This window comes from Pseudomonas sp. GW821-FHT07F05 (assembly GCF_059418765.1).
In genome coordinates this window covers 179,379-198,291 of the sequence record NZ_JBWKQL010000004.1, presented here as the reverse complement: position 1 = coordinate 198,291, position 18,913 = coordinate 179,379, and the positions used below count along the sequence as shown (strand labels likewise).

The 18,913-nt window shown below is 63.6% G+C and carries 16 protein-coding genes; 7 read left to right on the top strand and 9 right to left on the bottom strand.

Going from position 1 to position 18,913, the window contains the following annotated elements; translation table 11 throughout:
- The first annotated feature begins 25 nt into the window (after positions 1–25).
- Both AC07RO_RS12135 and AC07RO_RS12130 read left to right on the top strand, forming a co-directional pair.
- Positions 26–1,234 (top strand): MFS transporter, encoded by a 1,209-nt coding sequence (locus AC07RO_RS12135; protein ID WP_495086135.1) that lies wholly within the window; start codon positions 26–28, stop codon positions 1,232–1,234.
- A gap of 57 nt (positions 1,235–1,291) precedes the next feature.
- Positions 1,292–1,657 (top strand): glyoxalase superfamily protein, encoded by a 366-nt coding sequence (locus AC07RO_RS12130; RefSeq protein WP_369304227.1) that lies wholly within the window; start codon positions 1,292–1,294, stop codon positions 1,655–1,657.
- 12 nt (positions 1,658–1,669) lie between these two features.
- On the opposite strand, the gene AC07RO_RS12125 is transcribed toward AC07RO_RS12130, so the two are convergent.
- Entirely contained in the window at positions 1,670–2,524 is an 855-nt protein-coding gene (locus AC07RO_RS12125; RefSeq protein WP_346628840.1) for a LysR family transcriptional regulator, read from the bottom strand.
- A 146-nt stretch (positions 2,525–2,670) separates the two neighbouring features.
- Between AC07RO_RS12125 and AC07RO_RS12120 the strand changes: the two genes are divergently transcribed.
- Genes AC07RO_RS12120 through AC07RO_RS12110 form a run of 3 tightly spaced genes read left to right on the top strand, consistent with a single transcriptional unit; the run spans position 2,671 to position 5,856 of the window.
- On the top strand, positions 2,671–3,537 hold the full coding sequence (locus AC07RO_RS12120; RefSeq protein ID WP_495086212.1) for a DMT family transporter: 867 nt from the start codon (positions 2,671–2,673) through the stop codon (positions 3,535–3,537).
- Between the two features lie 59 nt (positions 3,538–3,596).
- Positions 3,597–4,934 carry an ankyrin repeat domain-containing protein gene (locus AC07RO_RS12115; RefSeq protein ID WP_495086134.1) on the top strand — a complete coding sequence of 446 codons (1,338 nt, stop codon included), beginning with the start codon at positions 3,597–3,599 and terminating at the stop codon, positions 4,932–4,934.
- Positions 4,935–4,983: 49 nt separating this feature from the next.
- Complete coding sequence (locus AC07RO_RS12110; RefSeq protein ID WP_495086133.1) at positions 4,984–5,856, top strand: NAD(P)-dependent oxidoreductase; 873 nt, start codon at positions 4,984–4,986, stop codon at positions 5,854–5,856.
- Between the two features lie 42 nt (positions 5,857–5,898).
- Here the strand turns inward: AC07RO_RS12110 and AC07RO_RS12105 are convergent, their stop codons facing one another.
- From AC07RO_RS12105 to yghX, 3 genes are all read right to left on the bottom strand, one after another.
- Positions 5,899–6,549, bottom strand: a complete 651-nt coding sequence (locus tag AC07RO_RS12105; protein WP_495086132.1) for a GntR family transcriptional regulator — start codon at positions 6,547–6,549, stop codon at positions 5,899–5,901.
- A 111-nt stretch (positions 6,550–6,660) separates the two neighbouring features.
- On the bottom strand, positions 6,661–8,490 hold the full coding sequence (gene atzF / locus AC07RO_RS12100; protein WP_495086131.1) for an allophanate hydrolase: 1,830 nt from the start codon (positions 8,488–8,490) through the stop codon (positions 6,661–6,663).
- A gap of 640 nt (positions 8,491–9,130) precedes the next feature.
- Positions 9,131–10,018 (bottom strand): YghX family hydrolase, encoded by an 888-nt coding sequence (gene yghX / locus AC07RO_RS12095; protein ID WP_495086130.1) that lies wholly within the window; start codon positions 10,016–10,018, stop codon positions 9,131–9,133.
- Between the two features lie 266 nt (positions 10,019–10,284).
- Here yghX and AC07RO_RS12090 point away from each other — a divergent pair, with 266 nt between their 5' ends.
- On the top strand, positions 10,285–10,716 hold the full coding sequence (locus tag AC07RO_RS12090; protein WP_192172305.1) for a nuclear transport factor 2 family protein: 432 nt from the start codon (positions 10,285–10,287) through the stop codon (positions 10,714–10,716).
- Between the two features lie 87 nt (positions 10,717–10,803).
- Here the strand turns inward: AC07RO_RS12090 and AC07RO_RS12085 are convergent, their stop codons facing one another.
- A complete protein-coding gene (locus AC07RO_RS12085) occupies positions 10,804–11,688 on the bottom strand; it encodes a LysR family transcriptional regulator (protein ID WP_495086129.1) in 885 nt (294 codons plus the stop codon).
- Positions 11,689–11,804: 116 nt separating this feature from the next.
- On the opposite strand from AC07RO_RS12085, the gene argC reads away from it, so the two are divergent.
- On the top strand, positions 11,805–12,743 hold the full coding sequence (gene argC, locus AC07RO_RS12080) for an N-acetyl-gamma-glutamyl-phosphate reductase (protein ID WP_495086128.1): 939 nt from the start codon (positions 11,805–11,807) through the stop codon (positions 12,741–12,743).
- A gap of 6 nt (positions 12,744–12,749) precedes the next feature.
- Here argC and AC07RO_RS12075 read toward each other — a convergent pair whose 3' ends face one another.
- From AC07RO_RS12075 to eat, 4 genes are all read right to left on the bottom strand, one after another.
- A complete protein-coding gene (locus AC07RO_RS12075) occupies positions 12,750–14,168 on the bottom strand; it encodes a CoA transferase (RefSeq protein WP_495086127.1) in 1,419 nt (472 codons plus the stop codon).
- A 664-nt stretch (positions 14,169–14,832) separates the two neighbouring features.
- Positions 14,833–15,651, bottom strand: a complete 819-nt coding sequence (gene eutC, locus AC07RO_RS12070) for an ethanolamine ammonia-lyase subunit EutC (protein ID WP_495086126.1) — start codon at positions 15,649–15,651, stop codon at positions 14,833–14,835.
- 36 nt (positions 15,652–15,687) lie between these two features.
- On the bottom strand, positions 15,688–17,079 hold the full coding sequence (locus AC07RO_RS12065; protein WP_495086125.1) for an ethanolamine ammonia-lyase subunit EutB: 1,392 nt from the start codon (positions 17,077–17,079) through the stop codon (positions 15,688–15,690).
- Between the two features lie 27 nt (positions 17,080–17,106).
- A complete protein-coding gene (gene eat / locus AC07RO_RS12060; protein ID WP_282373663.1) occupies positions 17,107–18,459 on the bottom strand; it encodes an ethanolamine permease in 1,353 nt (450 codons plus the stop codon).
- Between the last annotated feature and the right edge of the window lie 454 nt (positions 18,460–18,913).

Below are 18,913 nucleotides of genomic sequence, written 5' to 3'. Positions count from 1 at the left end.
ACCTGATCCCTGCGAGGCGCTTTGAATGAATCAATCCCACACGACATGGGGCCGCCAGACCAGCTTTTGGGTCGCGGCCGCCGTGGTGGTCCATACGCTGTGGACCAGCGCCGCGCCCGCCATGATGTACCCGCTCTACGCCCATCAATGGCAACTGACGCCGACCGTGACCACGCTGATTTTCGCGGTGTTCCCGGTGTTCGTTGTGGCGACGCTGATTGCCCTGGGCGACCTTTCCGATTACATCGGGCGTCGTGCGGCGATGTTGCTGGGTGTCGGCGCTTCACTGATCGGCGTGCTGTTGTTCGCCGTCGCTCCCGACGTCACGTGGTTGTTGATCGGCCGGGCGTTCATGGGCGTCGGCGTCGGGTTGTCAGCAGGCCCTTCGGCGGCTGCGGTCGTCGAATTCAGCGCGCCGGGCAAGGCGAAACTGGCCGGCGCCATCACCACTGCCGCGCAGGCTTCGGGCCTTGCCGCCGCGCTCATCCTCGGCGGCGGCCTGATCCAGTACGCGCCGTTTCCCACGCGCCTGAGCTTCTGGGTGTTGGTCGTCGTGCTCGGCGCCACGCTGTTCGGCGTCTGGCGGTTGCCGCGCCACACCCCGGCCGAGAGCAAAAAGCCCTGGTCGCTGAAGCTGCCGCACATTCACCCGCCGCTGCGCCGCACGTTTCTGGTGTCGGTCAGCGCGGTGCTCAGTGCGTATTCGGTCGGGGCGACGATGCTCTCGCTGGGTTCGCAGATCGCCCATGACCTGATCGGCTCAAGCAACGCGCTGGTCAACGGCGGCGCCATTTCGCTGTTCGCCATCGTCCTTGGCATCACCGGCATCGTCGGCAAACGCTTCGGTTCAAGGCTGTCAATCATCGCCGGCGCGAGTTTTTCCATCGTCAGCCTGTTGCTGCTCATGCTCGCGACCAAAACCCACGCCCTGCCGGTGTTCCTGCTCTCCAGCGCAGCCAGCGGCGCCGGTTACAGCCTGTTATTCATGGGCGGCCTCAACCTGATCAACGCCCACGCACCGATGCATCACCGCGCAGGCACTCTGTCGGCGCTGTTTCTGGTGGCGTACCTGATGCAGGGCGTTGTCGCTTTGTTGCTGGGCCGCGCCGCCACCGCATGGGGTCTGGATCTGGCGATTGATGTGGGCTCAGTGGCCCTCGCCGCCTTGAGCCTCAGTGCGATGTTGCTGGCGATTTACGTGCGCCAGCCGCCGACCAGAGCAGACGTCGGCTAGACGCCGGGCCACTCTGGGCTAGAATCGCCCGCTCAGACCATCAAGGAGTGAACCCCTGTGCAGATGTCCCCGGCGATACCGCTGATTCGTATTTTTTCCGAAGCCAAGGCGAAAGAGTTCTACGTCGATTTTCTCGGCTTCAGCCTGGACTGGGAGCACCGCTTTGAACCGGGTCTGCCGCTGTATGCCCAGGCCCGCCGCGACAATCTGGTCATCCACCTGACCGAACACCATGGCGACGCGACGCCGGGCTCGACGATCTTCGTGCCGGTCAGCGACATCGCTGAATTGCAGCGCGAACTGCTGGCGAAAAACTACGGCTATTCGCGCCCCGGCATTCAGGACCTCGACTGGGGCAAGGTCATGGAAATCGCCGATCCGTTCGGCAACCGCCTGCGTTTCTGCGAGCGCTCCGAGGACTGAACCGCGCCGCCGTCAGAGGCGGAAATACTGCCCGATCGCCCGCCGCAGCAGGTCCACCGCGTCATCGCCGTGGGAAGCAGACGAGCGCACGACGATGATGTCGTGGTCAGCGATCAGCGGCAGGCCGTCCAGAATGCGCATGCCGTCGGTGACCCGGGCGCGGTCGATCACGCTGATCCCCAGACCCGCTTCGACGCAGGCCTTGACCGCCTGATTGGACGAACTCTCGAGCACGATGCGCATGCGGTGGCCGCTGCGCTTGAGTGACTCGATCATCGCTTGCCGGTACGAGCATTGCGCGGCGTGCACGGCCAGCGGCAATGGGTCCGGTAAATCCCCCGAGTGATGTGCGGCGCCAACCCACACCGGGGTCGTCGGCACCAGCAGTTGATCGTCCGCACCCAACTGGCCTTCGGGCAGGGCGATGACCGCCACCTGCAGCCGCCCCCGCCGGACCTGATCGCGCAAGATGAAGCTGGGCGCGGTCTTCAGCTCCAGAACAATGTTCGGCCACGCGGCGGTGAAAATCGGCAGCACGTCGCGAATCAGGTGGGTGGCGTATTCATCCGGCACGCCGAGGGTGATGCGCCCCGCCATCTGCGTGCCCTGCAGCTCGGCCAGCACTTGATCGTGGGTGCTCAGCAGCGCAGCGGTGGAGGTTAGAAACCGCTTGCCCAGCGGCGTCAGCGACACCGACTGATTGTCGCGGTTGAGCAGCCGCCCGCCCGCCACCGCTTCCAGCCGCTGCACGTGCACGCTGACCGCCGCCGGGCTTTTGTGCAGCTGTTCCGCCGCCGCGCTGAACTTGCCAATGCGCGCCACGGCGTGAAAGGTGCGGACCTGTTCGATATCCAGAATGGCGCTCATGGTTCACTGATCCCGAAGCACTGCTGTCGTTTATTTTGATTTATTAGACTACGGCGGTTGGGTACGTTGGGTCCATGAACACTTCAAACGAACTGACCAACGCGAGCCTTCCCCTTCCGTCTCGACGCCGGATTTTCCCCTTGCCGATGCTCGAAGCCGGGCTGGTGATCATCTGGAGCTCGGGCTTCATTGGCGCGCGCTTCTCCATCGATTTCGCGCCGGCGTCGCTGGTGGTGTTCTGGCGTTGCCTCCTGGTCACGCTGATTCTGTTTCCCTTTGTAGCCCGGCAACTGCGCCAGACGCCGCCCGCGGTGGTGCTGAAAAACGCCGGCATCGGCCTGCTGGCCATGGCCGGTTATCTGTTCGGCGTGACCGAGGGGATTGCCCTTGGCGTGCCGGCCGGGCTGGCAGCGCTGTTCGCCGACCTGCTGCCGATCGGCATGGCCGTGCTCGCGGCCGTGGTGCTGCGCCAGCGATTGGCCCGCAGCGTATGGATCGGTTTGCTCATCGGCCTGGCGGGCGTGATGCTGGCGACCCACGACGCGCTGGCCTGGGGCAGCGCACCCCCATGGGCCTACGCCCTGCCGGTGCTGGGCATGCTGTCGCTGGCAGTGGCGACCCTGTGGCAAAAACATTCCCCCGACCCGCAGGCATTGGGCCTGCTGCCCAACCTGTGGCTGCAGTGCTTCGTCTCGACCTTCGTGTTTTCCCTCGTTGCGGGACTGCACGGGAGTCTCGCGCCCGTCCCCAATTCAGGCTTCGCGATGAGTGTGCTGTGGACGTCGGTGTCGACGGTCGGCGGTTACGGGCTGTACTGGATGTGCCTGCGTCGTGCCACGCCAACGCGGGTTGCCAGTGTCCTTTACCTCAGCCCGCCGCTGACGCTGCTGCTGGCCTGGGCCCTGTTCGACGAACCACTGTCGTGGCTGATGGCCCTGGGCATGGCGGTCTCGGGGGTCGGCATCGGTCTGGTGATACGCGGCGAGGCGCGGCAGGCGGCAAAGCACGGGTGATGTGGAACCGTTAGGCGCGCCGGCTCCACTCAGGCGTTTTTAACCATAAGCGCGCCCTTATGACTCCTATCCGAACTTCCTCGCCTTTCATCCCGGCTGTCCCCTCACACAGCCCTTCGGACAACGCTGAAACCTCCGAGGCCAGCCCGACGCTACACGCGGCCGTGGCCAATCGCGACGCCGAAGCGCTGGCGCGTCTGCGCAAGGACGGCCAGCGCGCCAACACCTTGAACGCCGAAGGCCATTCGCCGCTGGATGTGCTCGACAGAATGCGCGACATCGACGAGCGCAGCCGCTCCGGATTGCGCATGGCCTTGCTGCAGTCGCTCAACCCGACGGCGCCCCTGGCCTATGCCAAGCCGGAGGCGTTGCACGGCACCCCGTGGGGGCTGGAAATCCTGCAGTCCGGGGCGCTGAAGGGCGGTGTCAATGATGCCAAAGGCGGCACCCAGTCGTTGGAAGGCAAGGTGTTTTTCTCCGATCGCACCCGGGAGAGCTCGACCGACACGACCACCCGGCCCAACCTGCGCAGCAAGGCCCGCACCTATGCATTGGGCAAAGGGGTGAACACCAGTAACGCGCAATCACGGGCGCTGCAACACCGCATGGCGCAGGTGATCATCCATGCCCTCAACACCGGCAAAGCGCTGCCGCCCAATGCCATGGCGCCATCAATCGACGTCGCTGATCCCGAGCAACTGCCTGCCGAAAGTGCCGCATGGCTGCAGCGCTTTCTACACGCCAACTACATCCTCAAGCCTGTCGGGCGAAAGTTCATCGGCGCGCCGCTCGATGAACATCTGGGTGACCTGAAATTGCCGGGCTCCATTGCCTTGCGATCTGGCGGGCAGGGTAATGAGCTAAGGGGTGAAGACCTGAATCGTTTCTATCACCAGGCCGCGAGTGAGTTGCTGCGCTCCCTCGAAGATGGCAAAGCCCCGTACCTGGGCTTGCTGAATCAGGGCGGCGTTGTACCCCTAGTGTTCGGTTTCGAGAAGATCAACAACTTGTCCACCCACGCCATTCAGTACACCTCCGACACCAAGCAATATTCCTATCAGAACAAGGAGCATCCGCTTTCTGGCAGCCCGGAAAACGGTGGCAAACTCAAGGAAATGGAAGTGCGAGGCCTGGATGATTTCGCCACGGTGTGCCTGGGCTGCGCCATAAAAGGTGTCGAACTGCCCGCCGATCTGGTCGTGCGAGTGAAAGCCCAGAAGAGTGAAAAAGCCCTGTATCTGGACGCCTCCCAGACCGCGCTGTTCAGGCAGAAGCTGGCGGCTGAAGTGGCCGAACAGGCGGGAGATAAGCCACTGGGGACCCTTGACCTGTCCCAGTTGCAGCGGATCAATTCCGACATACGGGCCAAGGATTTAAGTGAATGGCTCCCGGTTTGATGATAGGAGTGTGCGCCGCACACCCCACCTTCTACTGGAGCGCATCCCCATGAAAATCGGCTTTTTGGGCCTCGGCAATATGGGTCAGGCCGTGGCTGGCAATCTGTTGAAAGGCGGTCATGAACTGCTGGTCTGGAACCGTTCTCCCGACGTGGCGAAGCCATTGGTCGAGCAAGGCGCCACGGCAGTCACCGAGCCTGCGCAAGCGTTCGCCGCCGACGTGGTGTTCAGCATGCTCGCCGACGACAAGGCCTTGCGCGCAGTGCTGCTGGATTCCGGTCTTCTCAAGTCACTCCAGGGCCCGCTGATCCACATCAACATGGCGACCATTTCCGTGACCTTCGCCGACGAGTTGGCCGAGTTGCACGCCGCGCAGGGCATCGACTACATCGCCGCGCCGGTGATGGGCCGCCCCAACATGGCTGCCGCCGCGAAGCTGAACATCATGGCTGCCGGCTCCGCTGAAGCCATCGAGACAGTGCAGCCGTTGTTCGACCTGATCGGCAGCAAGACCTGGCGCATGGGCGACAAACCCTCCAGCGCCAACGCCATGAAACTGGCCATGAACTTCATGCTGGTTTCGGCCATCGAGGCGATGAGCGAAGCGGCCGTGCTGGTCACCCGCCACGGCCTGAAATCGGCGGACCTGGTGGAACTGGCAGCGGGGACGATCTTCCCCGGCCCGGTGTACGCCGGTTATGGCGCGCTGATCGGTGAACGCACGTACGAGCCGGCCGCGTTCAAGGCAGTGCTTGGGCTCAAGGACGTGGATCTGGTGCTGGCGGCGGCCAGCCAGGTGTCGGTGCAGATGCCGAGCGCCGACATGATTCGCGCCCACTTGCAGGACGCCATCGACCATGGTCAGGGCGAGATGGACCTGGCGGTATTGGCCGAAGTGGCGGAGCGGCGCAACCCGCGCTGAGTGCTTCGTCGTTTGCCGTTGATGTGAGGTCCAGACGTCAGCTCAAGGCCGGGCGACATGGAGCCGGTGCAGGGTAATCTTGCGCACCTCCTGCTTGCTGACTTCGATGTGCCGCGTGAGCAACTCCTGCGCCTGCCCTGTGCGGCCGTTGAGCACGGCGTCGAGAATCTGCCCATGCTCATCGTAGGTCGCCTCGATGCGCGCCGCCTGGGTGAAATCCAGGCGGCGAATGATGCGTATCTTCTCGGTGATCTCCAGGTGCAGCCGCGCCATTTCGGTGTTGCCTGCCGCCTCCAGCAGTGCGCAGTGGAAACGCTCATCCAGCGCTGACACCTGCTGGGCATCTTGCAGGCGCTCGGGGGGCGTGACGAGCCAAGTGCTTTTCAGCTCGGCGATGACCGGATGTTGCTCCAGATCCAGTGCCTCCAGACGCATCAGTGCCGCGCACTCCAGCACGATGCGCACGTCGTAAAGCTCTTCGAAATAAGTGAAATCGAACGCCCTCACCCGCCAACCGCTGCGGAAATGCACCTCCAGATAACCTTCGCGCTCCAGCCGATACAGAGCCTGCCGCACCGGCGTGCGGCTGGCCTGCACGCGTTCGGCCACCTCGCCTTCGCTGAAGCGATCCCCCGGCAGCAGGCGGAACTCGAAGATGTCTTCCTTGAGCTGCTGATAGATGCGCTCGGCCATATTGTCCGGGCGCAGTTTGGGTTTCTGTGAAGGGATGATGGCCTGGGTGCTCCTTCGAAGAATGGTGGGGCGTGACGCAGTGTTTTTCCTGGGACCGCGTCAGGCGTCGGGTCAGGCTTTTTTCAGGCTGGCGATGTACGCGCGCCAGCCACCGAACGAGGTGATGTCCAGCGCGCCATCAATCGCCCAAGGCTCGCAGATGAAACCCTTGACGCTGCGACCGTCCTTCAGCGTCAGGTTGCCGATGCCCAGCGGCGCGGGGATCTCGGCCACGAACTCGCCAAAGCGCGCCAGCGGTATGTCCCACAGCTCGACGATGATCGACGCTCCGCCTGGAGATTTCACCAGCCCCGGTTTGGGCGGCACGGTGCCGGGCAAGGCGTAAAGCCGGTAGTCACCTGCGGTCAGGGTTTGTTCGACGAGCACGGCATCGCGGCTGGTGAGCTGCACGTTCAGCGGCATGCCGGTCAGGTGCGCGCCCACCACGGCAACCCGCACACTGCCGCGCGGTGCAGTCGCTGGCGAAGGTGTCGGGGCTGGCGACGCTGGCATTGCGCGGCCGGTTGCGCCCATGGGCAAGCCGACGCTTTCCTGCCAGCGCTGGCCAAACCGGGCAAGTGCGGTGTCATGCCATGCCGGTGCAATCAAGGTGATGCCCGAAGGCAAGCCATCGGCACGCATACCGGCAGGCAATGCCAGGGCCGAGAGGTCCGCCAGGTTGGTGAAGTTGGTGTAGAAGCCGAACTGCGAGTTGTACAGCACCGGTTCGGCGGCCATTTCTGCCTGGGTGCGCAAGGTCGCGGACGTGGGTACGACCAATGCGTCGAAACCGGCCAGCGCGTCGTTGATCTGCCGGCTCAGCGTGGCGCGCAGGTACTCGGCGCGGTAGGCGTCACAGGCGCTGTAGGCCAGACCGTTTTCGACAATACCGCGCACTACGGGATTGATGGCGTCGGGGTTGGTTTCCAGCATCGAAGTCAGGGCCACCGTGCGTTCGGCGACCCACGGGCCGTAATACAACTGATCGGCCAGGGCCTTGAACGGGGCGAAGTCGATGCGAGTGATCTCGGCGCCCATGCCGCTCAAACGGTGCAGCGCCTGCTCGAACACGGCTTGATTCTGCGCATCACCGAAGAACTCCAGAGTATCCGGCACGGCCAGCTTCATCGCTGCGCGAAAGCCTACCGGCGCTGTGCCAGGGTTGTGGCGGGAATAGGCGTCATCGCCATCGAATCCTTCAGCGAGACCGGCAACTTTCTGCGCGTCGTCCACGGTCAGCGCGAAGATCGAAATGCAGTCCACTGTCTTGCACGCCGGCACCAGCCCGGTGTTGGGCAAACGGCCCTTGGTCGGTTTCAGGCCGACGATGTTGTTGAAGCCCGCCGGCACCCGGCCAGAGCCTGCGGTGTCGGTGCCCAACGAAAACGCCACCAATCCTCGCGCCACCACCGACGCCGATCCGGAGCTGGAGCCGCCGCTGACGTAATCGGGATTGAAACTGTTGGGCACGGCGCCGTAGGGCGAACGCGTGCCAACCAGGCCGGTGGCGAACTGATCGAGGTTGGTCTTACCCATCAAAATCGCCCCGGCTGCGCGCAGTCGGGCCAGCACCGTCGCGTCCTTGCTCGCGGTGTAGGTGAATTCCGGGCACGCCGCCGTCGTCGGCCAGCCGGCTGCATCAATGTTGTCTTTGATCGCGAACGGCACGCCGTACAGCGGCAATTGGGTGAGGTCGCCGTTCAACGCCGCGAGCCGCTCAGCGAGGGCTTCGAGCTGCTCGCTAACCTGCGCCTGACTGGCCCGGGCGATCCACGCGGTATCGGTTTCCGGGTAAGCGCTGGGGAGCGTGAGCAAAACTTCCGGGGACAACTGCCCGGTCTGATAGGCCGTCAGCCATTCGTTGATCGTCCAGCCGATATGGGGGTGTTGGAGGTCATGCATGGGAGGCTTCCATCTTGTATCCAAGTTTGGATTCAACAAAAGCAAAAGCCGGGCCACGGGGGTGAAAGCCCCGGCCGCCCTGGGTGGATGGTTTCTTACTCACTGTTGAAAGAGCCTGCGCTCGCCTCAAAAAAGCACACCGTGCAGGGTTTTGGTGCCAGCTGGCACACCACGATCACCCAGTGTGACCGGAGACGCGGAGCGTCAGGGGATGCATTCCCACGCGGAGCGTGAGGAACGATCGGAAAGTGGTGGCGAACACACCGGCCTCTTCCCGGCTAAAGCCGGTCGCACTAAAAGCAGCGCGTGTCCGTAGGACCGGCTTTAGCCGCGAAGCTGTTGATCTTGATCTTCGAACACAAAAGGCCCAGTCACCGCCAAACGCGACTTGGGTGCAGGCCGAACGTAGACGACGCGCAGTGGGCCGAGCCGCATGGATGCGGCGAGAGCGCCGTCAGGACATGGATGTCCGTTCGGCGCGGGCCCACGGAGCGTCGTCGGAGTGAGGGTATTCCGACGAAGGAGGAACCCAACCAGGAGCAAGCACCCTTGGTTACTTGGGGTGCTCTTCCAAGTAACTCGCCGAAGGCGAAATGTCTGCCCTTAGGCAGACCCCTCTCAGCTGCACTGCGCTCTCCACTCAGACCAGATACTTTTTGAACCATGCGACCGTCCGGTCCCACGCCAACGTCGCAGCAGCATCGTCATACCGCGGCGTCGAATCGTTATGAAAACCATGGTTGGCGCCCTTATAAATATGCGCCTCATACGTTTTGCCCGCCGCCTTCAACGCCGCCTCATACGCCGGCCAGCCATCAGTGATCGGCTTATCCAGCTCTGCGTAATGCAACAACAACGGCGCCTTGATCCGGCTCACATCCTCGGCCCTGGGCTGACGGCCATAAAACGGCACCGCCGCCGCCAACTCCGGATAAGCCACGGCCGCAGCATTGGCTACGCCCCCGCCGTAACAAAACCCGGTGATCCCGACTTTCCCGGTGGAAGCGTGGTGAGCCATCAGCCACTCGATGCCGGCGAAAAAGTCATTCATCAGCTTCTCCGGATCGACCTTCGCCTGCAGCTCGCGACCTTGGTCGTCGTTGCCCGGATAGCCCCCGACCGAAGACAAACCGTCAGGCGCCAGGGCGATAAAACCGGCCTTGGCCACACGCCGGGCGACGTCTTCGATGTAGGGATTGAGGCCGCGATTCTCATGCACCACCAGCACCGACGCGAGTTTGGCATCGGCCTTCGCCGGCCGCACCAGATACCCGCGCACCTGGCCATTGCCCTGGGGCGACGGATACGTGATGTACTCGGCGATGATGTCCGGGTCGGTGAACTTGACCTGCTCGGCCAGCGCGTAATTGGGGCTCAGCGAAGCCAGAATCGTCGTGGCGGCAAGCCCGCCCACGGCGAACACCGCCGCGCGATCCAGAAACTCCCGGCGGTTGATCTTGCCGTGAACGTAATAGTCGTAAAGCTCAAGCAATTCAGGGGCGAAGTCTTTGGCGGTGAGACGGGTCATCTGTGCGCATCCTCATCGATTGTTCAACGGGCACAGGCGTAGAACCGAGCGCCTGAACGTGCCGCAGCGAGCCCTCAGTAAAGCAGTATTTAGGCCGAGTGCGTCACATCACGCGCTGTCGAACAGCATCTTTCAACGGCGCGCTTTCCAACTCTCTCGTTGTGGGCTAGCCTGAGCGGCGCAGTTGTACGACGACGTACAAAGCCACTTTTCGACGAAAATGGCCCTGCATGCCGCTTCCATCAACAATAAAAAAGGATGCACTCATGACCCGACTCAAACTGACCCTCGGCTTCTTGTGCCTGTTTTCAGGCTTCGTGGCCGCCGCCCCTTCTGCCGATGAACAAGCCGTCGCCAAGGCCGTCGACAACATGACCCAGGCGATGCTGCACAAGGACATCGCCGGCCTTAAAGCGTTGACGTCCGACAACGTCACCTACGGGCACTCCAGCGGCAAGGTGCAGAACAAGGATGAATTCATCGCCGACATTGAAACCGGTCGCAGCGGCTTCAACACCCTGGAAATGAAAAACCAGACAATCAACATGAATGGCGACACTGCCTTGGTGCGCAACCACTTCTCTGCCGAAGCCGTGAACAGCGGCAAGGTCGTGCCGACCGAGATCGAAAACTTTCAGGTCTGGCAAAAACAGAAAGGCCACTGGCTGCTGATCGGGCGCCAGGCGTTCAAATTCTGATGGCATGACTCCAACGTTGTAACCGACCGGGCGCCTGACAGGATCAAGCCCCGGTCGGCTACACGTCTGTTTTTAACTCCCGTTGCCCTACAACGCTTCCAACTCCTGCAACACCTCCAGCACATAACGGGTCGAGCGTTCGACGCTTCCGGCCCGGTGCGCAATGCCCAACTCCCGCCACAGCGCCGGCTGCAACGGACGCATGACAATGCGGCTCTCCGGCGCGGGCGTGGACGCCTCATGGGGCAGCAAGGTCGCGCCATAGCCCGCCCCCACCAGACTCTTGATCGCGTCGTTGTAATTGAGATGAATGCGCGGCGTCGGCTGCGGCCCCTCACCGGCAAACCACTCGGCGACTTGGCGGGACAGCCGCGTGGTGGCGTCGTTGAGAATCAGCGGCTGACTGGCGAGCCATGACGGCGTGATGACCGACGGGCAGTCCCAGCGCGCCGGCAAAAACGCCATCACCGGGTCCCGGCGCCACGGCTGAATCGACAAACCCTTCACCGGCGCCTGGGGCAGCGCAATTACGCCGATGTCCAGGCTGCCGTCCGCGAGCTTTTGCAGCGTCTGTTGCGACGTCAGCACCGCGACCTGCACGTCGATGCCAGGGTGTAACTGCTCCAGGGTTTCCAGCGCCTGGGGCAGCAATTGCGCGATGACACCCGTCGAAGCCCCCAGTCGCACCCGCCCGGCCAGTCCCTGGACCTGACGCTCGACGTCTTCCAGCGCCTGCTCGGCATCGGCCAACAGGCGCCGCGCGCGCTCGATCAGGGTGTCGCCGATGGCCGAGGGCTGAACCCGGCCCCGCGTGCGCGAGAGCAACACGCCGCCCACTCGCTGCTCCAGATCAGCGATGTGCAGGCTCACCGTCGGCGGCGCGAGGTTGAGCACCCGTGCGGCTTCAGCAAATGAGCCGTGGTCGGCGATGGCCACAAGAGTGCGCAAACGATCCAGACTGATTTCCCGCACCGGCCGGCCCTCCTTCAGAAAAGCTGAAGTGTACCGTCAACAAATTCAACTTTCTCTATCCACGAGCGGGCTGGAAGATGGTTGGCATTGACGACCTTCTGCGGAATTCAAATGCCATGTCTTTAAAACAAGCGCCCCTCCCTATCGTGTTCATCGACGGCAACCAAGGCACCACCGGCCTGCAAATACACCAGCGCCTGCAAGGCCGCACCGACCTGCAGGTGGTAACGCTCCCGGCCGAGCACCGCAAAAACCCTGAAAGCCGAGCTGCCGCGATCAACGCGTGCGACATCGCGGTGCTGTGCCTGCCCGACGAGGCCGCCCGCGACGCAGCGGCGAGCATCACCAATCCGGACGTGAGGGTGATCGACGCCAGCTCCGCACACCGCACCCATCCCGACTGGGTCTACGGTTTCGCGCAGATGAGCGAAGCACAGAAACAACGCATCGCCACAGCCCGCCGCGTCAGCAATCCGGGCTGCTACCCCACCGGTGCGGTCGGCTTGTTGCGGCCGTTGCTGGAGGCGGCACTGCTGCCGCGCGACTACCCGATCAGCATCAATGCGGTGTCAGGCTATTCGGGCAAAGGCCGCGCAGGTGTCGATGAATTTGAGGGGCCAGATGTCGCGCAGGCGATTCCGTTTCAGATTTACGGCCTGAGCCTGGCGCACAAGCACGTCTCGGAGATCCAACAATTCAGCGGGCTGAGCGAGCGGCCAGTGTTCGTACCGGCTTACGGCGCGTTTCGTCAGGGCATCGTGCTGACCATCGCGCTGCAAACGCGCTTGCTGCCCCACGGCGTGACGGGCACGACGCTGCATGCCGCGCTGGCTGAGCATTATCGAGGCAGCGGGTTTGTCGAAGTGCTGCCGATGGAGCAGTCGCGCGCGCTGAGCGGGATCGACCCGCGCCAGCTCAACGGCACGGATAACCTGCGGCTGATGGTGTTCGAGCACGACGGCCACGTACTGCTGGCCGCCGTGTTCGACAACCTGGGCAAGGGCGCGGCCGGGGCGGCGGTGCAGAACCTGGATCTGATGATTGCGGGTGGCTGACGCGCGTTACAGCCATCTCGCGTCGCCACTGCCCAGTGCGCTCGCCGGTAAATCCCAGTGGGTCGGCGTGCCGTCGAGCTGCCCGGCGGGTTTGAGGCGCAGCGCCGGGCCCCAGGCGGTGTGCTCGACGGCGGCGGAGTAATCGCTCGGATTCAACGGCAGCAGCGCTGCAGGCTGGGCCTCGGCTGGGGCATACGACATCAGCGATAACGCCGTGCGCGCCAGGGATGCCTGCACTTGACCCCCTTGTCCGGTGATATGTCGCTCGGTCAGACCGCGCACCGCTGCCGCCGCCATCAGATACCCCGTGGCGTGATCCAGCGCCTGCACCGGCAGCGGCACGGGCCGATCGCTTCCGACTGCAAGCATGCCGGCGTCGGCGATGCCGCAGCTCATTTGCACCAGGCTGTCAAAACCCCGTCGCTCCCGCCATGGGCCGGTCCAGCCGTAGGCGTTCAGCGATACATCCACCAGACCGGGATTGAGCTGGCGGCGGCGCTCAGCATCGAGGCCCAGTCGCGTGAGGGCGTCGGCGCGGTAGCCGTGAACCATCACGTCTGCTTCGCGGATCAGGCCCTCCAACACTGCGTGATCGGCGGGGTCGCGCAAATCCAGCCGCGCACAGCGTTTGCCAAGCACCACCTCCGGGACGGTGCCGGGCTCGTCCCAGCCAGGAGGGTCGATGCGCAGCACCTCGGCGCCGAACCCGGCGAGAAACCGCGTGGCCACGGGGCCGGCCAGAATACGCGTGAGGTCGAGCACACGGATCCCGCGCAAGGGCCGTTCGCGTGGGACGATCCATTCGGGTCGTGCGGGGTTTGACTGATGCAATGGAGCCGGTGCCGCTGTGGCCTGCGCACGATGCAGCAACGGTTCGGCGGCGACGGCGCGACCCTGAGGATGTTCGCGCCAGGCCGAAGCGCTGAGCATGGCGGCGGCACAACCGTGATTGTCGACCACCGCGCTTTCCAGCTCACTGGCCTGCCAGTGCAGCACGGCCTGACTGACCGCGTCGCGCTCGGGAGCGGTTTTCAGCACGGCGAGCGCGGCCTGACGATGGTGCGGTGCGTTGGTGTGCAACCGGATCCATCCATCTGCCGCGCGGTAATCCCCCGCCACCGCGTCCCACTGCGCCGGCAGCGACCAACCTTGGGGCTGAAGGGACGTTGTGAACCAGAACGAGGCCAGGCGCCGATCGACCGTGATCAGCGGCAACGTGCCGTGGGCCTGATCAATCAATTCGCCCACCGCCAGATGCGCGGCAGCGACGGCGGCAGTGGCGAAATCGGTGACCGGGAATGTCGACGCCAGGGCGCCTTCGCCGATGGTCTGGAGATGGTCAAGATAGCGAGTCGGCCCGCCGAGGGCCAACCAGAATTCGCGCAGGAAATGCGTGCAGGCAGTGTCGGACTGGGCAATCGGCATGGGGCAGCGCTCTCGGGATTGGTGGAAGCAGCCTAGCAAAAGAGTCTGGAAAGGGGGGCGAAGGTGGCGTGTTTTCCGTTGGAGATGCAGCGGATGCACTGGCCTCTTCCCGGCTGAAGCCGGTCCTACTCACACCGCACGTGCATCTCGCAGGACCGGCTTTAGCCGGGAAAGCGGTGTCTCTGCCGGTGGATATGCAGTGGATGCACTGGCCTCTTCCCGGCTAAAGCCGGTCCCACTAAAAGCACCGCGTGCATCCAGTCATACTGGCGGTGACCTGAAATGTGGGACCGGCTTTAGCCGGTAAGACGGTGTATCTATTGTCAGAAATGCAGTGGCTGCACTGGCCTCTTCGTGAGCAAGCTCACTCCCACAGGTTCTGCAGGCTGGCTCAGATCCGGCGTCGACAACGATTATGTGGGAGCGAGCTTGCTCGCGAAGGGGGCGTAACTGCCGCAGGAGATTCAGCGGATGCACTGGCCTATTCCCGGCTGAAGCCGGTCCCACTAAAAGCACCGTATGCATCCAGTCATACTGGCGGTGACCTAAAATGTGGGACCGGCTTTAGCCGGGAAGGCGTCAAAGAACACACCGAATATTCAAGCCGTGCACAAGGTGACGCCGAGCGTCACGGGCTGCGTATCCACGCAGAGCGTGGGCACGATCAAGGTCCCAGCAGAAAATTCCCCGGCCGGGTGCCCTCGCCCGCTTCCAGCACCGGCACTTGCGCGTCGTCCTTCAAGCTCACGCCGGACAATTGCCGACGCCAGGCCTCGCGCATCAGGTACAGCAACTTGTGCGCCGCCATCGCGTAACTCATGCCTTCAAGGCGCACGTTGGAAATGCAGTTGCGCGCGGCGTCATTCAGGCCCACGCGCGGTGCGTACGTAAAGTACAGGCCGAGGCTGTCCGGTGAGCTGAGGCCCGGCCGCTCGCCGATCAGGATCACCACCATGCGCGCCTTGAGCAGTGCGCCGATTTCATCGGCAACGGCGACGCGGCCCTGTTCCACCAGCACCACCGGCGCCAGGCTCCAACCTTCCGCCGCTACCATTTCGTCGATGCGCTCCAGCATCGCCGGGCTGTGGCGTTGCACCGCGAGCGCAGACAAACCGTCTGCGACCACCAGCGCCAAATCAAATCCTTCAGGATGCGCAGACGCGTAGTCCTTCAGTTGGGCAGCCGACGCCTCTGACAAACGCCGCCCCAGATCAGGCCGTTGCAGATACATATGGCGGTCCGTTGCCGAGCTTTGCAGGGTCAGCGTTTCGCGGGACCGGCCCGCCAGTTGCTCGGCCAGCGCTCCGTGATCGAACGCCAGGTGCACGGCGTCGCGGGCCTGGGCGTGGGCAAACTGGAAATCCAGCTGCGCCGCCGTCGGCAAACTCGTGCCCGCATGCCCGAGGGCGATTCGCGCCGAGGTCAGCGACCGCAACTGCTGCCAGGCATCGGCGTGTGCGGGTGATTTCTTGTCATCGCTCATGGCTCAAGCCCTTGTCTGGAACTGCTGATCAAGCGACTAATTCAACTGCGCCAGCGCCTTGCGAAACAACGGCGGCACGCCCTGCCCCAGCCGCACGCCGCCGTCGTCCTGACGCAGGATGTCCATGCGCGTCAGCCATTCCTCAAACTCAGGCGCCGGGCGCAAGCCGATGGTTTTGCGTGCATACAAAGCGTCGTGAAACGAGGTGGTCTGGTAGTTGAGCATCACGTCGTCGGACCCCGGAATGCCCATGATGAAGTTGATGCCCGCAACGCCGAGCAAGGTCAGCAGCACGTCCATGTCGTCCTGATCGGCTTCGGCATGGTTGGTGTAGCAGATGTCGCAGCCCATGGGCACGCCGAGCAGCTTGCCGCAAAAGTGATCTTCAAGCCCGGCGCGAATGATCTGCTTGCCGTTGTACAGGTATTCCGGGCCGATAAAGCCGACCACGGTGTTCACTAGAAACGGGTTGAAGTGCCGCGCGACGGCGTAAGCCCGGGCCTCGCAGGTCTGTTGATCGACGCCGTGATGCGCGTTGGCCGACAAGGCGCTGCCCTGGCCGGTTTCGAAGTACATCAGGTTGTCGCCCAGCGGGCCGCGCTTCAGGCTCAGACCCGCTTCGTAGCCTTCACGAAGGATTTCCAGGCTGATGCCGAACCCGCTGTTGGCCGCTTCGGTGCCGGCGATGGACTGAAACACCAGGTCCAGCGGCACACCTTTTTCGATGGCCGCCACCGATGAGGTGACGTGGGTCAGCACGCAGGACTGGGTGGGAATCTCGTAATGACGAATGACGCCGTCGAGCATCTTCAGCAGTTCGCTGATGGCGCTGGCGCTGTCGGTGGCCGGGTTGATGCCGATCATGGCGTCGCCGTTGCCGTACAGCAAACCGTCGAGCACGCTGGCGGCGATGCCGGCCGGATCATCGGTGGGGTGATTGGGTTGCAGTCGGGTGGACATGCGCCCGCGCAGGCCGACGGTGTTGCGAAAGCGAGTGACGACACGAATTTTCTGCGCCACCAGCACCAGATCCTGCACGCGCATGATCTTCGACACCGCCGCCGCCATCTCCGGGGTCAAGCCCGGTGCCAGGGCCTTGAGGCTGGCCTCGGTGGCGTCGTCCCCCAGCAGCCAGTCGCGAAAGCCGCCGACCGTGAGGTGGCTGACCGGGGCGAAGGCGGCGCGGTCATGGCTGTCGACGATCAGGCGGGTGACTTCATCCTCTTCATAGGGAATCAGCGCTTCGGTGAGAAATTGCTTGAGCGGCACATCGGCCAGGGCCATTTGCGCCGCCGCGCGTTCGGCATCGCTGCTGGCAGCGACTTCTGCGAGAAAGTCACCGGAGCGTGCGGGGCTGGCCTTGGCCATGAGTTCCCGCAGGCTGTCGAAGCGCCAGACCATGCCACCGATGCTGTGGGAAAAACTCATGCACACCTCTTTTATCGAACCGCGTGATTAACCGGCGACCGCGACCGCCGCACTGCGCCCGCGGACCATTTTGCAGAACACCGCGCCCACGGCCATCAGGCAGATGAATATGGCGCAGATCAGCAGGTTGAACCAGACCATGGCGACCAAACACACCACCGCCAGCGCCAGAGCGATGCCCGGCACGATCGGATAGCCCGGCGCGCGGAAGCTGCGCTCAAGGTTCGGTTCGCTGCGGCGCAACTTGAACAGGCTGAGCATGCTGATGATGTACATCACGATGGCACCGAACACCGACATGGTGATCATCGCGGCGGTCAGCGTCATGCCCTGCAGGTTGATCACGCCGTCGCTGAGGATCGCGATGATGCCGATCACGCCGCCCGCAAGAATGGCGCGGTGGGGCGTCTGGAAGCGCGACAGTTTCGCCAGGCTCGGTGGCAGAAAGCCCGCCCGTGCCAGGGCGAAGAACTGCCGCGAGTAACCGAGAATGATGCCGTGGAAACTCGCCACCAGACCGAACAGGCCGATCCACACCAGCATGTGCATCCAGTTGGAGTTGCCGCCAACCACCGCTTTCATCGCCTGGGGCAACGGGTCATTGATGTTCGCCAGCGTACGCCAGTCGCCCACGCCACCGGCGAAGATCATCACGCCGATCGCCAGCACCACCAAGGTCAGGATGCCGCCCACGTAAGCCCGCGGAATGGTGCGTTTCGGGTCCTTGGCTTCTTCGGCCGCCATGGCGGCGCCTTCGATGGCGAGGAAGAACCAGATGGCGAACGGGATCGCCGCGAACATGCCGCTGATGGCCGGCAGGCCGAAGGTATCGGAACCGGCCCAGCCGCCGAGGACGAAATTGCTGAAGCTGAAGCCCGGGGCGACGACGCCCATGAACACCAGCAGTTCGGCCACCGCCAGAATGGTGACCACCAGTTCGAAGGTCGCTGCGATGCTCACGCCCAGGATGTTCAAGGTCATGAACACGAAATACGCGCCGATGGCCGCAACCCTTGGATCAAGGGACGGGAATTGCACGTTAAGGTAAGCGCCGATCGCCATGGCAATGGCGGGCGGGGCAAAGACGAACTCGATCAGCGTCGCCAGCCCGGCGATCATCCCACCGGTCACGCCAAAGGCGCGCAAGCTGTAGGCAAACGGTCCGCCGGCGTTGGGAATCGCGGTGGTCAGCTCGGTGAAACTGAAGATGAAGCAGGTGTACATCACCGCGACCATCAGCGTGGTCACCAGAAAGCCCAGTGTCCCGGCGGTGCCCCAGCCGTAACTCCACCCGAAGTATTCGCCGGAAATCACCAGGCCGACGGCGAGGCCCCACAAGTGCAGGGTTCCCAAGGTGGGTTTGAGTTGTGATGCAGTCATGAGTGTGTACCCCGGTAGCCAGGCGACGGTATTTGTCTGACGTCGAGCATAGTCACAGCTGACAGGCCAAGGCTTGACCGTACGGCGCGCGGTCTGTCGTCTGCGGTCAAGTTTTCCGGGTATCTGCCGGGGGTGCGCCACACTGGCGCGTGAAAACGGCCCGGTGCTTTATTGAGGGTCACGCAATGCCCGTGTTTGCTGACCGCCAGTGGCACCAGACTTCCCAACAGCCTGGGCAGCAGATGAGTCGTCGAGTAGCACCGGTGCCCATGTAGGAGTGACCGGGGTGGCGCTCCACCTTGCTCGCGAAGAGGTCGGTACATTCGCCGAGTATGCAGCGGCTGGAATGCAGTCTTCGCGAGCAAGGTGGAGCGCTACCCCGGTCCCTCCCACAGGACCGTTGATTCCCCCCGACGATGCATGTGGCTGACACAAGGTACGACATTTGCTTGCA

Excerpts from the sequence above, each read along its gene's own strand:
- AC07RO_RS12135 (WP_495086135.1), top strand. The coding sequence starts at position 26 with ATGAATCAATCCCACACGACATGGGGCCGCCAGACCAGCTTTTGGGTC.
- AC07RO_RS12125 (WP_346628840.1), bottom strand. The coding sequence starts at position 2,524 with ATGAGCGCCATTCTGGATATCGAACAGGTCCGCACCTTTCACGCCGTG.
- AC07RO_RS12120 (WP_495086212.1), top strand. The coding sequence starts at position 2,671 with ATGCTCGAAGCCGGGCTGGTGATCATCTGGAGCTCGGGCTTCATTGGC.
- AC07RO_RS12115 (WP_495086134.1), top strand. The coding sequence starts at position 3,597 with ATGACTCCTATCCGAACTTCCTCGCCTTTCATCCCGGCTGTCCCCTCA.
- AC07RO_RS12110 (WP_495086133.1), top strand. The coding sequence starts at position 4,984 with ATGAAAATCGGCTTTTTGGGCCTCGGCAATATGGGTCAGGCCGTGGCT.
- AC07RO_RS12105 (WP_495086132.1), bottom strand. The coding sequence starts at position 6,549 with ATGGCCGAGCGCATCTATCAGCAGCTCAAGGAAGACATCTTCGAGTTC.
- atzF (WP_495086131.1), bottom strand. The coding sequence starts at position 8,490 with ATGCATGACCTCCAACACCCCCATATCGGCTGGACGATCAACGAATGG.
- yghX (WP_495086130.1), bottom strand. The coding sequence starts at position 10,018 with ATGACCCGTCTCACCGCCAAAGACTTCGCCCCTGAATTGCTTGAGCTT.
- AC07RO_RS12090 (WP_192172305.1), top strand. The coding sequence starts at position 10,285 with ATGACCCGACTCAAACTGACCCTCGGCTTCTTGTGCCTGTTTTCAGGC.
- argC (WP_495086128.1), top strand. The coding sequence starts at position 11,805 with ATGTCTTTAAAACAAGCGCCCCTCCCTATCGTGTTCATCGACGGCAAC.
- AC07RO_RS12075 (WP_495086127.1), bottom strand. The coding sequence starts at position 14,168 with ATGCCGATTGCCCAGTCCGACACTGCCTGCACGCATTTCCTGCGCGAA.
- eutC (WP_495086126.1), bottom strand. The coding sequence starts at position 15,651 with ATGAGCGATGACAAGAAATCACCCGCACACGCCGATGCCTGGCAGCAG.
- AC07RO_RS12065 (WP_495086125.1), bottom strand. The coding sequence starts at position 17,079 with ATGAGTTTTTCCCACAGCATCGGTGGCATGGTCTGGCGCTTCGACAGC.
- eat (WP_282373663.1), bottom strand. The coding sequence starts at position 18,459 with ATGACTGCATCACAACTCAAACCCACCTTGGGAACCCTGCACTTGTGG.